The organism is Paenibacillus sp. 32352, from assembly GCF_002042965.1.
Lineage (GTDB): Bacteria > Bacillota > Bacilli > Paenibacillales > NBRC-103111 > Paenibacillus_S > Paenibacillus_S vulneris.
Genome location: NZ_MZNT01000010.1, coordinates 112,868 through 131,679 on the forward strand (window position 1 = coordinate 112,868; position 18,812 = coordinate 131,679).

16 protein-coding genes and 1 other annotated feature are annotated in these 18,812 nt (G+C 50.2%); of the genes, 7 read left to right on the forward strand and 9 right to left on the reverse strand.

Annotated elements, in window-relative coordinates; translation table 11 throughout:
- The first annotated feature begins 80 nt into the window (after positions 1-80).
- Positions 81-1,100: an extracellular solute-binding protein gene (locus B1728_RS22510; RefSeq protein ID WP_079912660.1), complete on the forward strand. Its 1,020-nt coding sequence runs from the start codon at positions 81-83 to the stop codon at positions 1,098-1,100.
- A gap of 237 nt (positions 1,101-1,337) precedes the next feature.
- Here B1728_RS22510 and B1728_RS22515 read toward each other — a convergent pair whose 3' ends face one another.
- From B1728_RS22515 to B1728_RS22530, 4 genes are all read right to left on the reverse strand, one after another.
- Complete coding sequence (locus B1728_RS22515) at positions 1,338-2,042, reverse strand: L,D-transpeptidase family protein (RefSeq protein WP_079912661.1); 705 nt, start codon at positions 2,040-2,042, stop codon at positions 1,338-1,340.
- A gap of 221 nt (positions 2,043-2,263) precedes the next feature.
- Positions 2,264-4,375, reverse strand: a complete 2,112-nt coding sequence (locus B1728_RS22520) for an ABC transporter ATP-binding protein (protein ID WP_079912662.1) — start codon at positions 4,373-4,375, stop codon at positions 2,264-2,266.
- Positions 4,372-6,183 carry an ABC transporter ATP-binding protein gene (locus B1728_RS22525; RefSeq protein ID WP_079912847.1) on the reverse strand — a complete coding sequence of 604 codons (1,812 nt, stop codon included), beginning with the start codon at positions 6,181-6,183 and terminating at the stop codon, positions 4,372-4,374. Before B1728_RS22525 ends, B1728_RS22520 begins: the two co-directional genes overlap by 4 nt.
- A gap of 133 nt (positions 6,184-6,316) precedes the next feature.
- Positions 6,317-6,643 (reverse strand): hypothetical protein, encoded by a 327-nt coding sequence (locus tag B1728_RS22530; RefSeq protein WP_079912663.1) that lies wholly within the window; start codon positions 6,641-6,643, stop codon positions 6,317-6,319.
- 325 nt (positions 6,644-6,968) lie between these two features.
- On the opposite strand from B1728_RS22530, the gene B1728_RS22535 reads away from it, so the two are divergent.
- The gene (locus B1728_RS22535; protein WP_079912664.1) at positions 6,969-7,949 is read left to right on the forward strand and encodes a metal-dependent hydrolase; all 981 of its coding nucleotides are present in this window, start codon (positions 6,969-6,971) and stop codon (positions 7,947-7,949) included.
- A gap of 226 nt (positions 7,950-8,175) precedes the next feature.
- Here the strand turns inward: B1728_RS22535 and B1728_RS22540 are convergent, their stop codons facing one another.
- Positions 8,176-8,400, reverse strand: coding sequence for an alpha/beta-type small acid-soluble spore protein (locus tag B1728_RS22540; protein ID WP_079912665.1), 225 nt, complete (start codon positions 8,398-8,400; stop codon positions 8,176-8,178).
- A 150-nt stretch (positions 8,401-8,550) separates the two neighbouring features.
- On the opposite strand from B1728_RS22540, the gene B1728_RS22545 reads away from it, so the two are divergent.
- Positions 8,551-8,736 (forward strand): DUF5325 family protein, encoded by a 186-nt coding sequence (locus B1728_RS22545; RefSeq protein WP_079912666.1) that lies wholly within the window; start codon positions 8,551-8,553, stop codon positions 8,734-8,736.
- Here B1728_RS22545 and trpS read toward each other — a convergent pair.
- Positions 8,733-9,713, reverse strand: a complete 981-nt coding sequence (trpS, locus tag B1728_RS22550; protein WP_079912667.1) for a tryptophan--tRNA ligase — start codon at positions 9,711-9,713, stop codon at positions 8,733-8,735. The genes B1728_RS22545 and trpS overlap by 4 nt on opposite strands.
- A gap of 63 nt (positions 9,714-9,776) precedes the next feature.
- Positions 9,777-10,049: a binding site (T-box leader), on the reverse strand.
- Positions 10,050-10,230: 181 nt separating this feature from the next.
- Here trpS and B1728_RS22555 point away from each other — a divergent pair.
- The 3 genes from B1728_RS22555 (at position 10,231) to B1728_RS22565 (ending at position 13,796) form a co-directional block, all read left to right on the forward strand.
- Positions 10,231-11,379, forward strand: coding sequence for a permease (locus tag B1728_RS22555; RefSeq protein WP_144027963.1), 1,149 nt, complete (start codon positions 10,231-10,233; stop codon positions 11,377-11,379).
- A gap of 15 nt (positions 11,380-11,394) precedes the next feature.
- The gene (locus B1728_RS22560) at positions 11,395-12,354 is read left to right on the forward strand and encodes a TIGR03943 family putative permease subunit (RefSeq protein WP_079912668.1); all 960 of its coding nucleotides are present in this window, start codon (positions 11,395-11,397) and stop codon (positions 12,352-12,354) included.
- A gap of 494 nt (positions 12,355-12,848) precedes the next feature.
- Positions 12,849-13,796 carry an aldose 1-epimerase gene (locus tag B1728_RS22565; RefSeq protein ID WP_079912669.1) on the forward strand — a complete coding sequence of 316 codons (948 nt, stop codon included), beginning with the start codon at positions 12,849-12,851 and terminating at the stop codon, positions 13,794-13,796.
- 125 nt (positions 13,797-13,921) lie between these two features.
- Here B1728_RS22565 and B1728_RS22570 read toward each other — a convergent pair whose 3' ends face one another.
- On the reverse strand, positions 13,922-15,232 hold the full coding sequence (locus B1728_RS22570; protein WP_079912670.1) for an ABC transporter substrate-binding protein: 1,311 nt from the start codon (positions 15,230-15,232) through the stop codon (positions 13,922-13,924).
- 170 nt (positions 15,233-15,402) lie between these two features.
- Between B1728_RS22570 and B1728_RS22575 the strand changes: the two genes are divergently transcribed.
- Positions 15,403-16,188, forward strand: coding sequence for an AraC family transcriptional regulator (locus B1728_RS22575; protein WP_079912671.1), 786 nt, complete (start codon positions 15,403-15,405; stop codon positions 16,186-16,188).
- A gap of 81 nt (positions 16,189-16,269) precedes the next feature.
- On the opposite strand, the gene B1728_RS22580 is transcribed toward B1728_RS22575, so the two are convergent.
- Positions 16,270-17,100, reverse strand: coding sequence for an alkaline phosphatase family protein (locus B1728_RS22580; protein WP_079912672.1), 831 nt, complete (start codon positions 17,098-17,100; stop codon positions 16,270-16,272).
- Between the two features lie 504 nt (positions 17,101-17,604).
- Entirely contained in the window at positions 17,605-18,771 is a 1,167-nt protein-coding gene (locus tag B1728_RS22585; protein ID WP_079912673.1) for a serine hydrolase domain-containing protein, read from the reverse strand.
- Between the last annotated feature and the right edge of the window lie 41 nt (positions 18,772-18,812).

Genomic DNA, 18,812 nt, shown 5'->3' on the forward strand with positions numbered 1-18,812 from the left:
CCTTGAAATTTAATAAATGATGAAAAAAAGGAAACCTTCGTTTCCTTTTTTGGCTGTTCGGATGAGGGGAGAGAGACAACATGAGAACAAAAGAATGGCTTATTTTGCTTGCGGCGGGGGTATTGGCCTTTGCCGGGTTCATGTTCTTCGGCGAAAAAAAGAGCAACCAGCCTCTTAAGGTGTACGTCGTCTTCCAGGAGGACGAGGGGCGTATCCTGCTCGAGAAGTTTAAGAAGAAGACGGATCAGCCCTATGAGCTCATCCGCATGTCCAGCGGTGAGGCAAGCTATCGTCTCATTGCTATGGGGAAGACGGGAATCGACGTCGTCCTCGGAGGCCCTGCCGACCTGCATGAGCAGCTTAAGAACAAGAACAAATCCTTACGCTACCTCTCTCCAGCCATAGACAGCATTCCGTCCAAATATAAGGATAGCGACGGTTATTGGACAGGCATGTACATGGGTGCTCTTGCCATCGGCGTCAACCAGACGGTCTGGCAGCACGATCCCAAGCTTGCCTCCCTTCCTCTGCCGGAACAGTACGAAGATCTCCTTCGTCCGGAGCTCGAAGGCAAGATCCAAATTCCCGACCCGGAGACCTCCGGGACCGGCTATACGCTTCTCGCCTCGCTTGCTCAGCAGCGCGGTGAACCTGAAGCGATCGAGCTGATGCAGAAGCTGAAAAAACAAAGCAATTCCACCACCTTCGCCGGGATTACCAGCGCCCAGCGGCTTGCTGAAGGCGAGGTTGCGGCTGTCGTCAGCTTCCTGGGCGACCAGCTGCGGTTCAAAAACTCGGGATATGACATCCTCTCCTCCATCCCGCACCAGGCAGGCTGGGAGATCGGAGGCATCTCCATCCTGAAGGGCGGTAATAACCTTGCCGCCGCGAAGCAGCTGGTCGATTTCATGCTGTCCCGGGAGGTGCAGGCAGACTATATGAATACGGCCTTCTCGTTCCCTGTAACGCCCGATATTCCTGCTAACCCTTTGCTCGCGTCTGTAAAGCTGGAAAACTTATACCCCTCCTACCGATTCGATATAGCCGCCAATGTCCGTGAACGTCTGATCGGCCAATGGCGTGCGGCATTGCAGGAGTAGCCAGAAAATATCCCCACAAAGTGAGGCCTTGGCTTCGAAGCCGATTCAGGTACTTTGCGGGGAGCCCCGAAATTATAATCTATAATAATAAAAAAACACATAGTGTGGCCAGGCTACGGGGTACTGAAGCAATTTTTCACAATTTCAGGTTTCTCAACAGACTGACCCCGCATAGCGGGGCTTTCTTCGAAGCTGATTCAGGTACTCTGTGCGGTACCCCGATACTCTGGAGCGTAGTTACTCCAACAGACCGAGCTCCTCATACACTTTTCCCGAAACGACTCCATGCTGAATCAAATGGCGGTCTTTCTGAAACTTTTTCAGAGCGGCTGTCGTATCTGAACGAAACTTGCCATTGCAGGCTCCGTTAAAATATCCGGCGCTCTTCAAGCGCGACTGGATTAACTGCACATCTCCTCCGACATCGCCTTCCGCAAGCTCCCTCGGATTATGTCCCGGATCCCCTAACACATGTCCGTATATCGTAACCTTTGTTCCGAGAGGAATCAGATCGTACAATTCAATAACACTGCTGTTACCCATCCGGATACAGCCGTGACTCAAGTGCTGACCAATGGAATAGGGCTTGTTGGTGCCATGAATACCGTAATTGCCCCAGGGCACATTTAACCCGAGCCACCGCGGACCGAACGAAGGGCCCCAGTCCTTCCCTTTGTACACCACCTTGTATTCACCTACGGGTGTCGGTGTCGACGGATTTCCGACCGCAACCGGATAGGTCTTGATGACCATTCCATGCTTCCGTACAACGAGCCGGTGCTCCCGCGGAAAGACCTCAATCGAATAGACCCCCTCATCCGCTACAATAGGCAGCGACGGATCGGCATGAACGGACCGGAAACAGGCTCCATTGCTAAAGATCAAAATAAATATTGCAAGTACAATGGTCTTAGCCGAAATAGCAGGTAGGCAGCTCTTCATATCTCCGTTGTCACCACTTGTCCCATTTTCATTTTGTCAGTTTAAGTTTGCAACGGATACAATAATTTATTCTCTTTTCTCGGAATACCCAGGCATATAAAAAACTATTCAAGTGCTTTGCGAAGAGAACTATCAACAGGATTTAAAAAAAGAACGCAACTGTATCAGCGGCGTTCTTTTTTGATTAGAAAAACAGCAACCGTAAGGAGCAGCTCCATCCATTATTTCGCAGCAGGCATCGGCTTCTGATCCTTATACTGCAGCTCGTATAAGCGGTAATAATAACCGCGCTGCGCCAGCAGCTGATAATGGTTGCCGATCTCGCGCACTTTGCCTTTGTGCATGACGACGATTTGGTCGGCATGCTGGATGGTGGACAAACGATGGGCGACGATTAACGTAGTTCTGCCGGCAGAAATGTTATGCAGCGCGTCCTGCACGACGATTTCCGTCTCGGTATCGATGTTGGATGTCGCTTCATCAAGTATAAGAATTTCCGGGCGGAAAGCAATCGCGCGGGCGAAGGACAGCAGCTGCCTCTGACCCAGCGAGAGATTGACTCCGCGCTCTCCAAGGGGAGTCTTGTAGCCTTGCGGCAGCTCACGGATATATTCATCCATGTGCACCATTTGGGCAGCCTCCCTGATCTGCTCGTCCGTAATGTCCTTGTTGTTCAATCGGATATTCGAAGCGATGTCGCCGGTGAACAGGAAGACGTCCTGCTGCACGATACTGATGCTGCGGCGCAGCTCATCGAGCGGTATATCTCGAATATCGATCCCATCCAAACGGATGCTTCCTTTTTGAATGTCATAGAAACGGTTAATTAGCTGAATAATCGAGCTTTTGCCGGCACCTGTGGCACCGACGAAGGCGATCGTCTGACCGGGCTGAATGGTAAAGCTTACGTCCTTGAGAACCCAATCCTCCCCATTGTAGGCAAACCATACGTGATCGAACGTAATTTCGCCGCGGATTGGCTTCGGCAAGCTTTGGGTAACTGGCGCATCCACGATAGAAGGCTTCTCGTCCAGCATATCGAAGATTCTCTCCGCCCCTACCATCGCCGTCTGGATCTGATTATATTTCTCCGCAAGGCTCATGAGCGGCTGGAAAAACTGCCGTACATAATGCGTGAAGGCATAGACGATACCGAAGGTAATTCCGCCTTCAATAACACTTGCGCCACCGTACCATAGCAGAAGGGCAATCGCCACATTCCCCAGAAATCCGATAGCCGGCTGGAAAATCGAGTTGATGATCGTCCCCCGCATCCCGGCGCGGTAATACCCTGTATTATGATGATCGAACTGCTCCCATTGCCGCTCCTCGCGGGTAAATAACTGTGTGATGCGAATTCCGGATAAATTTTCGGCCAGGAACGAGTTCAGGCGCGACAAGATGACTCTAGCGGTTCGCTGCGCTTCCCGAATGACGGAACGGTACCAGAACGTCAGCACCGCCAGGAAAGGAATGACCGCAAACGACAGCAGAGCGAGCTTCATGCTCATCTGCATCATAATGACGATCGTTCCGAGCAAAAAGATGACATCCTTCACCAGGTTGACGACGACCTGAGAGTACAGCTGATTCAAGGATTCCGTATCCTGAGTGACCCTGACGACAAGCCGTCCTACCGGATTCCGGTCAAAATAGGACATCGACATCCGGCTCAAATGATTGAACAGCTGCTGCCGGATATTAAAAATAATCGTCTGCCCTGTGTACTGAAGCAGATTGCTCTGCAGGTAATTCAGAATGGAGCCGGTAACTACCGTAAGAAGAAATAATATCCCTAGGGTTGTAAAACCGCTGTAGTCCTGCTTTTTAAATAGATCCAGAACCTTATCTTCAAGCGGGACCGCTTCATAAACCTGACCGCCTGCAACAAAACGCGCCGGGCTGCCCTCCTGCTCCAGCTTCACTTCCGTCTGCTGGGCCGGCAGCCATCCGGAGATCATATACTCACGGCCTTCCAAGCTTACGATCTGCTTCTTCTCCGCTCCATCCGGGATAACGGCCTTGGCAGCCGCATCCGGGTCCAGCCGGACATACACCCGGTTATCCCAAGCTGCCTGACCACCGCCCAGCGGTTCAAGCTTCTCGGCCTGGCTCTTCTCCACCGCAAGCATCGGCTTGTGCAAGCCGTTGATATGACCGTCGATGGCTATCTTCATTAAATAAGGTCTGGCCAAATCAGCAACCACGATCAGAAACGAGAGCGCAATGCACAGCAGAATCATTTTCCAATAAGGCAGAGCATAGGACATCAGCCGGGTCAGCAGCTGGCTGTCTTTGAAGTTTTTGACGTCTTTCTCCTTATGAATATTCATGCCCCTGCCCCCCTCTGGTAAAGACCGCTGCCATGAATCCCTTCATTCTCCTGTCCCTCTTGCCGTTCGGCTTCTTGATCCAGAAGCTGTTTATGATACATATCCGCATAAATGCCGTTAATGCGAAGCAGCTTCTCATGGGTTCCGGACTCTACGATTTCACCTTCGTCCATCACAACGATCTGATCCGCTGCCTGTACGGAAGAAATCCGGTGGCCGATAATGATCGTCGTCCGCTTGTTCATCACGGACTTCAGCCCCTCAAGGATGAGATCCTCCGTGATCGTATCCACCGCAGACAAGCTATCATCGAATATAAGGATAGAAGGCTTTTTGATAATTGCCCGGGCAATGCTCACACGCTGCCGCTGGCCCCCTGACAGGGAGATCCCGCGTTCGCCAAGTGCCGTATCGAACTGCTCCGGGAATTCCACGATATTATCGTATACCTGCGCCACCTTGGACGCTTCGATGACCTGCTCATCCGTATACGGCTTCGGGTCGAACCCGATATTGTCGCGAATCGTGGATGAGAACAAGAATTGATCCTGCGGAACGATGCCGATTTGGCTGCGGAGCGTTTGCAGCGGAATTTCATGGATATCATTCCCGTCAATAAACACCGTTCCTTTGGGCGGGTTGTACAGCCGGACCAATAGGTGGACGAGCGTGCTTTTACCGCTGCCGACTCGTCCGACGATCGCAAGGCTGCTTCCCTTCTTCACCTTCAAGGATATATTCTTGAGCGTAGGCTGCCCCGCCTCCGGGTATGAAAACGTGAGATTACGGATCTCGATGTCTCCGTCGATGTCCTTAATTCCCTGATTAGCCGACATATCGTCGACGACTTCCGGCTGCGTATTAAATATTTCAAGCAGACGCAGCTCTGATGCTTTCCCGCGCTGCATCAAGTTGACGACCTTGCCCAGATTTTCAATCGGCCCCATCAAAAGCGATAAGTACGTATTGAAAGCGACGAATTCCCCTAGCGTAATGATGTTTTTAAGCACCATAACACCGCCCAGCACGACCGATACGAGAAAGCTGAAGCCTACAATGCCCGAGCTTAGCGCCCCGAACAGCGAGTTGGATTTGACAAACCGGCGGTTCATATCTACCGCATGCTGATTATCCTGCGTGAACAGCTTGCTTTCTTCCCGCTCCTGTACAAACGCTTTCACAACTCGAATACCCGCTGTGAATTCCTGTACCCGGCTCGTTAAATCCGATATGGCTCTCTGCATGTCCACCGATTGCTGCTGGATCCGCTTGTTAAACTTATAAGCCAGCAGACTTAACAACGGCAGCGGCAGCATGGTAAGCAGTGTCAGCAGCGGATTAACGGACGTGACCATGGCAATGATCGAGATTAGAATCAGCATCATGGATTCCATAATGTTGAAGTAGCCCTGCATCGTAACCTCTCGAACCACCCCCACGTCGCTGATCGCATGCGACATTAGGTCTCCGATTCTCTGGTTGTTGAAATATTGAGCAGATAGCTTCTCCCAATGCTTGAATAGCTCCCCTCTCACCCGCATTTCCAGCATACGGGACAAACGAAACAAGTAAATCCGGCTTGTCGAACGAAAGAAAGCGATTCCCAGACCGACGGCAATCATCCACAAAGCGAACTTGATCGCCTCACTGTAGCTTAATGTCGAACTTTGCAGCTTGTCGGTAAATTGCCCCAGCAGTTGAGGTATCAGCAGCTGCAGCAAGCTCGATATGGACAATAATGCAAACCCCATTAGGTAAGGCCATCGGTTCCTCTTCACATGATCCCAAAAAATATTACGCCTCTCCATCCGTTTTCCCCCCGCGGTATCCCCCATTATGCCTATCTCTTGTAGTCAAAATCGAGCCTTATTCCTAAGCTAATGTTAAGATTACCGCGATTGCTCACAAGTTACCATGGATTTACTTGCTTCAAAGTATGGACTATTTTACTTTTTCAAAATGCCAAATATGGACCTTCTCAATACCTCCCTTAACCCACTCCCCGAGCCGGGACCAGTTGGTACTGTCAAAAGGATTGCGATCGGAGGCTGTCGCTTCCCGCTCTTCTGCCTGCCCTTGTCTGACCTGCTTCAGCAGCTGGTACTGCTCCTTCGACATGTCGTTCCATAATTCGACGAACAAGCCCGGTTGATCGCTCCCTTCAAAGAACTCCACATTTTCGTAAAGTGCCCGAACTTCCGTCACCCACTCTGAATAATTTGACCTGTAAGCGGGTAAGATTTGATATTCCACAAATACTTTAGACATTTTTTCACCTCGTTGCTTTATTTTGACCAATAAAATGATACACTAATAATATGCCTGCGCGCCCGTGCAGCTCAAGTTTAATAACAAAACGGGTGAAGCGGCCCTAATAGTAACGGGCATCCAACAAGAAGCCCAAGCCTATAAGAATCTGGATTTCTTCGAAAAGCTCAGTGTATGCTTACGATGCTTACGATGCTTACGATGCAAGCTTTCCTTCGGAAAGCTCAGGTCATTGCTTACGATGCAGGCTTTCTAACAGAAAGCCCAGGTCATTGCTTACGATGCAGGCTTTCCTTCGGAAAGCCCTTAGGAGGAGACAAACATCATGGACAGCGGAACACACCTAGTGATAGGATTCGGACTAGCCGGATTGGCTTACGTCGACCCTATCGTTGCAGCGGACCCTACCGTTTCCACTGCCGTACTAATTGGAACCGTACTTGGATCCCAAGCGCCGGATGCAGATACGCTGCTTCGTCTCAAAGGCAATGCCGTTTATATCAAAAATCACCGCGGGCGTTCTCACTCGCTCCCCGCGCTGCTGATTTGGACGGCGCTCATAACCTTGGGGCTTATGCTCGGATTCAGGGATCTGCCTGTATGGCACGTCGCTATGTGGGTATTCATCGCCGTAGCTTTCCACGTATTCACCGACTTGTTCAATACGTACGGCACCCAGGCCATAAGGCCCTTCTCGGAAAAATGGATTTCATGGAACATCATTCATATTTTTGATCCGGTTATTTTCATTTCCCACCTTATCGCCATCTTCATGTGGTCGGTCCATTTGGCCCGTCCGGAAGTGATTTTTCCAATTTTATACGCTGCTTTGGCTGTGTATTATATTTGGCGATCGTGGTATCATCATTACTTGGAGTCTCACTTGTATGAGAAGGATTCCCGTTACGAGAAAGGGGACCGCTATTACCTGATCCCGACCTTTCATTTGTACGTATGGCAAATCGTCAAGAAAAAAGTTAACGGTCACTTCGTTCTGGGAGAATACAAGCATAATCAGATTAAATGGATAGACACGACATCATGCGCGGCGCATCCCGCCGTCGAAGCTTCCAAAAAGCATAAGGATATCGCATCCTTCCTGTACTTTTCCTCCTTCGCTTGTGCAGAATTGAGGCATCACGACTGGGGATATGAAGTGAGATGGATCGACGTGAGATACCGGCACCGGAGACAATATCCTTTCGTCGCCGTAGTCACCATGGACAAGGAATTTCAATTTCTCGATTCCTATGTGGGCTGGCTGAGCGATTCCAGACTGGAGAAAAAATTGCGGGTCAATACGTAAGCGGCACAAGAAAGAAGCTGGGGCGTACTTGCTTCTCTCGACCTGCCAGATTCGTTAACGTTCGACAGGGCTGCTGCGACAGCCCTTTTTCTTTTCTCCCACTAAGCTTAGTCAGGCTGCATTCGGCAATTGTTCCACAAGCAACAAAATTCATCGACAAAAAAGCCCAAGGATTTCTCCTTGAGCTTCTATGATGATACGTTGTTTCGAAGCAAACCATTCTCGATTAACGGAATTGACCTGCCAGCGATTGCTCGGCGATTTGTACCAGACGACGAGTGATGTGACCACCGATCGCGCCTGTGTCACGAGTTGCCATGTAACCATAGTACCCGTCTTGTGGGATTTGAATACCCAACTCTTGCGCTACTTCGAACTTCAGTTGGTCTAAAGCTTGGTTCGCTTGAGGTACGACTAGTTGGTTGCTGCTGCGGGATTGTCCTTGTGCCATGATGATCAGCACTCCTTTCAATCTGAATGATATCTTTGATGTATTTGCAAGCTTGCAAAGTTATTATGTGACGTACACCAAAAACTATTCACTCATTTTGAAAAATGTTTTTGATTTTCAAATACTCTTGAGAAAGGCGGTGCTTTCCGCATGAACAAAGGACTAGCTCTCTTCTTCGCCATCGTAGGAGCCTTGCTTCTGGCCTGCATCAGTCTTGGACTGAGTCTCGGGAACATATGGCTCGTTATCCTCTTCACGGTCCTGTCCGTAGGCTTTATCGGCTTCGGCTTTGTCGTCAAAGCGAGAATGAGAAGACGCAACGGCAACGAAGGCTAGAGGATGAAGCCCATTTTTTCTTTTACGGTATTCAAGATTTTCTCCGCTTCCACCGAGGCGCGTTCTGCCCCTTGGCGTAAAATTTGACGAATCTCGCCGGATTTGCGGATATCGTAATATTTTTGCTGAATCGGCTCCAGATGGGCGACAACCTGCTCGGCCAGTTCTTTTTTGAACGGTCCATAGCCTTGTCCTTCGTACTGGGCTTCGATCTCCGCAATAGACTTGTTAGAGCATTGAGCATAGATACTCATCAGATTACTAACCTCAGGCTTGTTCTGAGGATCGAATTTCACTTCACGGCCCGAGTCGGTTACGGCTCGGCTTATTTTTTTGCGGATGACATCCGGCGCATCGAGCATAGCGATAAAGCTGCCTTGGTTCGCGCTGCTCTTGCTCATTTTCTTCGATGCATCGTCCAGGGACATGATCCGTGCTCCAACCTTCGGAATGTAAGGCTCCGGAATGGTGAACGTATCTCCGTAGCGTTGATTGAAGCGGTGAGCCAGGTCACGGGTCAGCTCCAGATGCTGCTTCTGGTCATCGCCTACAGGCACCAGGTCGGCGTTGTACAGCAAAATGTCTGCTGCCATCAGGGAAGGATAGGTGAACAAGCCCGCTCCTACGGAATCTTTGCCGGCCGCTTTATCCTTAAACTGCGTCATTCTCTCCAGCTCGCCCATATACGTGAGCGTCGTCATCAACCATCCGAGCTCCGCGTGCTGATGCACCTGCGATTGCAAGAATACAGTTGCTTTGGCCGGATCTATGCCCGCTGCGATGTACAGGGCGGCAACGGCTTCCGATTGCTCGCGAAGCGCCGCGGGATCCTGCGGAACCGTTATCGCATGCAAATCCACTACCATAAAGTAACAGTCGTGTGTATGCTGAAGCTCCACGTAATTTTTCATCGCTCCGATATAGTTGCCCAAGGTGGGCAAACCGCTCGGCTGCATGCCGGATAATACTCTTTTCATCTTCATTTCCTCCTTGTGATTCTTGGTTACCCATGTTTACCACGCAAAAAAGGCCCTTCCGCCGCAAGGGACGAAGGACCGTGGTGCCACCCTAATTTGCCTGATGATAGACATGTTATGCTTCTATTTCATCAAGCCTTAATCTCTTGTAACGGAGAGTACCCGGACCAGCCTAGGACCCGGAGCGCCAAGCTATCCTACGCTTGTTCTCTACTTCCGAGTCGTTCAACCGTCAGCTCAAGGACCCATTCAACGCCAGCTATCTACCGGTTCACAGCGGCCACCGGCTCTCTGAAAGACTCGTTGTCGTCTACTTGCTCCTGTCATTGCTTGTACCTGTTATGTTGAACAGTTTGCTTCTTGTTATCATAAACAAACGTTCCTCCTGTGTCAATCCTCCGGCGTCTGCACGTTATTTTCATGACAATTTTTCCGTTTCGCCTGTCCTATATACCACTCGTCCCGCATATTATATAATAATAATAATTATTACGAATTAGAAAGGGAGAAATGTCCATTGCAAACGACGCTCATGCGCTGGGGCACCAATATCCTTGCCCTGCTATGCATTATCATGCTTCTGCTTATTTATACCCAGAAGCAGCCGCCGGATCTCAGCTTTTTTCACAGCGCCGAAATGCAAAGCTTCAAAACGCTGTTCTTGAGCATCATCCTGGAGGCGTTCCCTTTCGTTCTGCTTGGCGTGCTGGTCTCAGCCCTCCTGCAAATGTTCGTCTCCGAGCAGACCATACGGCGCCTGGTGCCCAAAAACCCGGTCCTCGGCATCCTGTTTGCGTGCGTGGTCGGCATCATTTTTCCCTTATGCGAATGCGGAATGATCCCTGTAATCCGGCGTCTGATGAAAAAAGGAATGCCCGTCTATGTAGCTGTTGTCTTTATTCTGGTGGGGCCGATCATTAATCCCGTCGTCTACGCCTCCACCTACATGGCGTTCCGCAGCCGTCCGGAAATCGCGTATTCCCGCATGGGGCTTGCCTTTATCGTCGCTCTCGCACTCGGGCTGATCGTGTACAGGTTTATTAAAAGCGATCCGCTTCGCGGCAGTCTGTCCGCAGCCGCGGGAGGACATCATCATGGGCCGCATACACACGGACATGACGTCCACCATCATCACGAACATAACGTACATAACCATGATCATACTGCCCATAACCACGATCACCAGCACGATCATGAACCTAACGGACATCGTCATACTCACTCGCACTCACATGCCCATTCCCATACCGGCATCACGGGCCGATTGTTCGGCGTGCTCGGCCACGCGTCGGATGAATTTTTCGATATGGGCAAATATTTGATCCTCGGCGCCATGATCACGGCCGCGATACAGACGGTCGTTTCGCGTGAAAGTCTCATGTCCATAGGTCAGGGAGACTTTCAATCCCATTTATTTATGATGGGTCTGGCCTTCGTCCTGTCCTTGTGCTCGACCTCGGACGCTTTTGTAGCTTCCTCCTTTGCGACGACCTTCTCTGCGGGCTCGCTCTTGACCTTCCTTGTGTTCGGTCCAATGCTGGACATTAAGAGCATGCTGATGCTGCTGTCCGCTTTTAAAACGAAATTCGTGCTGAAGCTATCCGCCCTTATCATTGTTGTTGTGCTTGTATGCTCTTTGGTATTCGAACGAATATTTTTGACCTAAAAGGAGCGTGACCCTGTGAGTCCGCGATTGTTAAGTCTGCATCACCTTATTAAATCCGCGATCCTGTTCGGGTTCGCCATGTACATCGTCTATCTGGTCAAAACGGATAACATTCTGTACTACATAGCCCCCCGGATGATTGATTATGTCAAATGGTCTGCCTTAGGCTTATACGCCATTGCCATTTATCAAGTGTACCTCGGCATCAGCTCCTTATGGAGGAGGAACGCCGCCGAGTGCGACTGCGGCCATGACCATACTCCCTCTTCGTCCTTTCTCAAAAACACAGCCATTTACGGCCTGTTCGCCGTCCCGTTGTTGTTCGGCTTCCTGCTGCCGGATACGTCAATGGGAAGCAGTCTTGCCGCCAAAAAAGGGATGAACCTCAGCAGCTCCAGCAGCGTCAAGAAGGACGCCGTCAGCTCGGCTCCCGTTCCTCCGGCTTCCCCATCGGGTTCGGGCTCATCCGAAGCGGCATCTCCCGCAGCGCCGGCAAGCCCCAAATCGGAAGCCGCGGCATCTACGAATATGGACGATCTGTTCCCGTCGGATAAATTTACGGCGCAATATGCCAAATTCGCCAAGCAAATTTACAAGTCCGATCTCATTCGGGTTAAGGAAGAGCTGTACCTGGAGACCTTGACTACGGTCGATTTGTATATGGATCGTTTTATCGGCAAAAAGATGGAACTCACCGGCTTTGTCTACCGGCAGGAGGAAATGAAATCGAACCAGTTCGTCGTCGGCCGCTTCTCCGTCTCCTGCTGCTCCGCCGACGCTGCACCGTTCGGTGTCCTCGTCGAATACGATCGGGCGGCCTCGTTCGCCGATGATTCCTGGGTTACGGTCACTGGGACCATTCAAAAAACAAAATATAACGATATGGACATTATGCTGCTCAAGGTTGAAAAAATCGCCAAAGCCGAGCCGTCCAAATCGCAGTATGTTTATCCGAATTTTGAATTTGGAACATGATGGGAAGCAAAAAACCGGGCTTTGTGAGCTCGGCTCAGTCTGTTGAGACTGGAGCTTGAAATGTAGTCAAATATTCCGGTCGGGTATGCCCCTACAGCCGCTGTTGAAACCCGCGAAAGGTGATTAGATTTAGTGGTATTTTCACGGGTTTCAAAGGCGGACGTAAACTCCTCCGAGGCACACCCCACCTCCATATTTGCATATTTCACGCAGAAACAGGTCTCACAACCTGATCCGAGCTTATTGGCTCGGTTTTTGCTTGTGTAGGGAGCTAGTAGTAACGCGGTGTCATCCGCGTTATAGCTCCTATGTTAGCGCGGCACCTGACGTTGGTCAGCCACATGCGTCGCATGTGCTAAGAGCACAGCCCCTCGCTTCTCTGGGTCGAAGCATTGCATCATGACAGACCGGACCTGCTTTGATACAATAAAGCATAAGCAAAGCTTAGCGATACATACCGCCTTTCATTCTTAAACCAAAAAGGAGTTATCCCCATGATCAAGCAAATAGACTGGCAAGGAACACCGGCCTACACCCTGGAGAACGACAAGCTGATCGTCTCGATCTGCCCTGCGCTCGGCAACAACGTATACAGCATCTGGGACAAAACTCTCGACCGCGAAATACTTCGCGTCCCGGCTTCGCCTGCGGAATTGGAGCAGCAGCCGGTCCAATTCGGGACGCCGATCCTGATGCCGCCGAACCGCATTCGGGAAGGGCGCTTTCAATTTCAAGGACAATCGTATCAATTCGATGTCAATCATGTGACCGGCAATCATATTCACGGCATGCTCCGCAGCCAGTCTTGGACGGTAGCTGATTCCGGGAGCAAAGATGGAGGCCTGTTCATCACCTCAACGATCCGCCTGGCCGATGACGCCAACGTTCAACGGCAGTATCCGCATCCATTGGAGCTGGAGGTAACCTATGTACTGGAAGGCAGCCGGCTGAACCAGGTTTTGAAGGTTCGCAACACCGGCTCGACGCCTGCCCCGTTCGGCTATGGGCTTCATACGTGGTTCTTGCTGGACGGAGAACCGGACAAGTGGAAGCTGACCTTGCCTGTCAGCGGCATCTGGCAGCTTGATGAAGCGAACCTCCCTACCGGTGAAATTACCCCGCTGGGACAATATGAGACGCTGCGTGAAGGTGCAGCACTACAAGGCCATAACCTGGATACGGTCTTCCAGATCGGCGACAATCCTTGTCTGGCCGTCCTGTCCAAGGAAAATGTAGAGATTCGCTACAGCGGCTCCGAGCTGTTCAAGCAATGGGTCATTTATACCAAAGGGGAAGCTCATGATTTCATCTGTCTGGAGCCTTACACATGGGTTACGAATGCGCCGAATATCGACCTCCCTGCCGACATCACCGGCTTGCGCGGGATCGAGCCTGGGGCAGCCCTGGAGCTAGAAGTGACTCTCGAAGTCATTTATAAATAGACGCCTCCACAAATCGGAGCCTCGCGGCGAAACCGCAATTTATAAATGCTGATGTTGTAGATAAAGAGACGGTGACCTGGAAGCAGAATCCTGCTTAAGGCACCGTCTCTTTTTTCAACACAACGTCACTGCTTCCCTACCTCGATAATATATTTATCCCCTTTTTCCCCCGCCTCTCTCAAGACGGTATTGATGTCCTTGTTCTCAGTCACCATGGACTTGGCGGCTTCCTTCAGGAAGGAATACATTTTGGTATCATATTGGGTAGCTTCCGGAAGAGGAGCTGGCTTCGCGGCGAAAATACCGGCCAAATTTTTCCCCTCATACAGCTTGGTGTCGCTCGAGAACTGCTTTTTCAAATTAGCATCCTTTAGAATCGTAAGTCGAATCCCTTTATTCATCGACTTTTGCACGTCTTCGTTGATCAAAGTTTGAATGGCCGCAAAGGCAGCGTCTTTATTTTTGCTGGTTGGAGTGATCATCGCCATATGGAAATCAATTTCCCGTCCAAGTCCGGGCTTATCGTCAAAGGAAGGGAACGATACGATATCCCAGTTGAAATCCTTACTCGCCTCCTTCAGCTGCGGCAGCCGGGTCGTTAAGTTGGCGATCCAATACGGGTACATAGCCAGCTTCTGATCCTTCAGGAAATAATCGATGCCGTACGTATACTTTTTATTGCCGTCAACGATTCCCGGAATTTGATACAGCTGGTCGTATAAGCCGAACACTTTTTTATAAGGATCACCGGTAAGTACCGTCTTCTCCTGCTTCTCATCGACGACCGGAAGCGAATAGGCGCGGCTCAGCACCTGCGGATCTCCCATATCCAGACCGACATACTGAGTCCCCTGCTCGAATCGGGTTACTTTGCGCGCAAGCTCAATCACTTCGTTCCAAGTCATGTTATCCTTAGGATAAGGAACCGCAAATTTATCGAAAATATCTTTGTTGTAAGCCATAACCCCATAATTCATGGCGTAAGGTATGCCATAGATCTCGCCTTTAGGACCGAACTTTTTGAGCAAATTGACCGCTTCCGGCTCCAGCACGTTGAAATCGACATTTTGCTGCTTGATTCGGTCGTTCAGATCAATACCCAGATTTTGCTTCAGCAAATCATGTAAATAATAATTGCTCGTTAAAATGACATCAGGCAGCTGGTCCGCCGTAATGAGCTTATCTAAAGAGCTGCCTGATACTAGTTGCACGTCGATGTTCGGGTATTTCGCCTTAACCGGCTTCGTCACGAGCGATTCCAAATCGGCGTCGCTTAATATCCCAGCATTATGATTATAAAAGGTTAAGGTAACCGGCTCATTATTATACACATTTTGGCTATTACCTGAATTTTTCGACTCATTGCCTCCGCATCCGGAAAGCAGCAAAACCATGACCAAACCTAACCCTGTACATCCTCGAACTTTGTTCCTCATTCTTATTCAGAGCCCCCCATTTTGTCCATTTTTCAAGGAATCAACACCATATATTGCCTGGATGAAATTATCGGCTGACCTCCTCATGCTAACCTACATTGCCAACCATTGGAATGATCAATATAATTAAAACATGAACTATCGTGTCATTTCGTTGTATGGGGGAGCCAATGGAAAAAACAGTCCTTTTATGCGGGTATTCTTATCATCTTCAGAGGGTGAAACGAGGGGATAAGCGATTCGGTTTGGACAGCTATCTGCTTCGCCTTCAAACGGAGGGAACAAGCAGGGCGGAGATTGAGGGGGAAGATGTCAAGATGGAACCGGGGGACCTCATTCTGCTGAAACCCGGGTCTTCTTATCAGCTTGAGGTTGATACAACGAACGGCAGCGGGGATTACTACCTGTTCTGTCAGGGGGAGTGGATGGATGAATGGTGGAGCCGTTACCCCAAGCCGATCAAGTCCCGCATCAAAATCGGCGAAGCCGTCCTTCACCCATGGAGGCAGATTATTAAGGAAACGCGGCGTTTGAACGAAGAGAACCAGGAATTAACCGACTATTTGCTTCGGGTACTCTGCCTATCCATTGACCGAGCCGTCACAGATACCAGTGCATCCTACAGCAGAGCCGTAACCGCCTTAAAAATGAAGCAATACATCGAGGAGCATGCCCACCAAGCCTTCAAAGTGGAGGATGTCGCCCGGCATGCCTGCTTAAGTGTTTCGCGGGCCTCTCATTTTTTTAAGGAATGCTATGGCAAAACTATGGTGGAATACGCTTTGGAATATCGTCTGGCTACAGCTTTGGAGCGCATGAGACATACCGGGATGTCGATGGAAAGCATCGCGGAGAGCTGCGGATTTGGAAGCTATACGTACTTTCATCGGGTATTCAAAAGCAAATTCGGGCTGTCCCCGTCCCATTTCCGCAAGCTTGAAAAGTCCTTCCGGTAAATAGGCGGCTGCGCTGCCATCCTTGCAAACCTTCACGATGAAGCCAGCCGCTTGCCGCTCCATCGTGATCTTCCGGCGAGGTTACCCCCTTCCCATTCTCATCAGCCAGCCTTTGGGTACCTTCGCTTCCCATTCCTGCGGCTGTTCGAGCCCCATGGCCCTGCATACGACGGCAGCCGTATCCATAAGCCCCAGCTCTGGAGGTACCTTGGAGCCGGCTTCAATCCCCGGGCCCGAGCAAGTCCAGAACACCGTTTTATCCAACGGATCATCGCTGCCATGGCCCTTGGGATTGACTCCGCCGCCTCCGTGATCCGTCGTGATCACAACGAGGCTATCCTCCGCCCAGCCTGCCCCTTCCACCGCATCGAGCAAAATACCGGTGAACCGGTCCGTCTCCGTTATAGCCTCCAAATAATCCGGTGTACCATAGCCGAACTTGTGTCCTGCGTAATCGGGATAATCGAACTGTATGAATAATAAATATAAATCCGGGTTGCTTCTTATATAATCAGCCGCAGCCTCTGCCAGCTCCTTGTCCGGCAAAGACACTTTATGTACTCCGATGCCCTCCTCGATAATTCCGTCCATAATCGGCTGCCAGCAGGTAAAGGCCGCCAGCTTGCGATCGGGATAAGCCTCGTGTGCCATCCTGAAGAACGAAGGATAAGGCGAATCGGAGGGATATCTAGAGGCGGCCGCCGTTTCGTTAGTCAGTCCGTGCTTGACCGGGGTAACCCCATGCAGCAGCGAGCCCCAGCACTGTGCGCTGATCGTCGGTGATACGGTCTGAGCTGTAAAGGTGGAAGCCCCCCTCGCCATCCATCGGTCCAATACGGGCGTTGACGTTTGCTGGACAAAGCTTCCTGCACCGTCCCACCCGATCACAATAATTCTATTGTTTGATTTCATGTGTTGATCACCCAATGTTCCTCTCCCCTTACGTGTGAAAGTGGATATTGCTCCAATATATGAATACCTGCACCTCCATTGTATAAGGTTTTCACTAATAGTCAACACCAAGTGCAATTAAACACAACAAACCACACAAAATAACTCACTCATGTATTGGGAAGTTCTTTTTTTCGGTACCATGTTCTGATTCGCTGAATGTCCAAAGAATATATTAGTTTTTGACTGGATTTGTTGAACCTGCGCAGAAGTCTGAATTACAACACCGTTAGGCTCCGAAAAATAAGTATTAGACTGACTTCAATATAAAACCAGCCGCAGCCCTGGACCGGAAATATAAAGTCCTAGACTGCGGCTGGTTTATTGCTGTCGTTCTCCGTTTAGTTTAACGACCGTTTGTACTGTATGGTAAGTTTTCCTCTCAAATTACTTAGTTAGTGTAATCTCATATCCATCCAGAGTCTGCATACTTCAAATATTTGTTCAAGACAACGTTCTTGCTCATTACTTAACTTCTCGAATACCCCTGTAGACAGATTCGCACAGCTCCGTTGTAAACCTGCCTGACATTCCTTCAAGCGCCGTATTGGTGAACGCTACAACACTAAGCTCCTCACTCGGATCAACAAACCAGGAGTGACCATAGGTGCCGCCCATCCGCCACGTTCCCGGTGATTCAGGTGTATTGGCAGCTACTGGGTCTTTAAGCAAAGTGAAACCAAGTCCAAAGCCTCTCCCCGGCCAATAGGGCATCACAAGGTTACCAATTTGATTGGTTGTCATTTCTGTGACAAGAGCCTTCGGCAGAATCGGATCTCCTCCCTGCCGCAAAGCTTCCAGCAGTTTAAGAAAGTCTCCTGCGCTGCCAATCATACCGGCTCCCCCGGAAGGATAAGCTGTCTTATCGGTAAACCTGTTGGGTGAAAGGAGGAATCCTGCCGTCCCCTCCACGAAAGGAATGGTATCCGAATCTTGTAAGCGCCGAGGCTCTCCAGCGCTGTCTGCGTAAGCCGTGGCCAATCTGTCCGTGTCCACGGCCTTGAAATCCGTGTCCGTCATGGAAAGCGGCTGAGTTACAAGCATCCGTACGGCTTCACTTAGCGGCATTCCAGTAACCTTTTCGATGACCGCTCCGAGCACGTCTGTTGCTATGGAATACCTCCACATTTTCCCCGGCTCATATAAAAGCGGGACGGAAGCGAGTCTTTGCAGATTCTCTTCAAGTGTAATTCCCGCCAGATCCATGCCGTCCGATACCCCGGCAAGCTCATAAGTTCCCTTTTCTTCTTGGAAGAAACGGTAGGTTAAGCCGGCGGTATGCGTCATCAGATGGTGAACGGTCATGGAGGCATCCTGTCCGTTTGGCAGTTTGGGACGAAAGGCGGGCAACCATTTTTCCACCAGATCGTTTACCTGCAATCTCCCTTGTGAAATTAATACTAAGGCTGCCGTTGACACGATCGGCTTGGTTACCGAAGCATATCTAAACAATGCATTTTCCTGCATCGGCCGCTTCTGCTCGCGGTCGGCCCAACCAGCAGGCCTGCTGTAAACGAGGTTTCCTCCTAATGCAATTTGGACGACGGTACCCACGATCCTTTTTTCCTCAAGTGTGCGGTCAATTACCTCATTGACGCTTTTATGCACGAATTCCAGGTCTGTCTTTATCATGCTTCTCATCCTCTCCTGCTGTAATTTACTTGATTATTTAT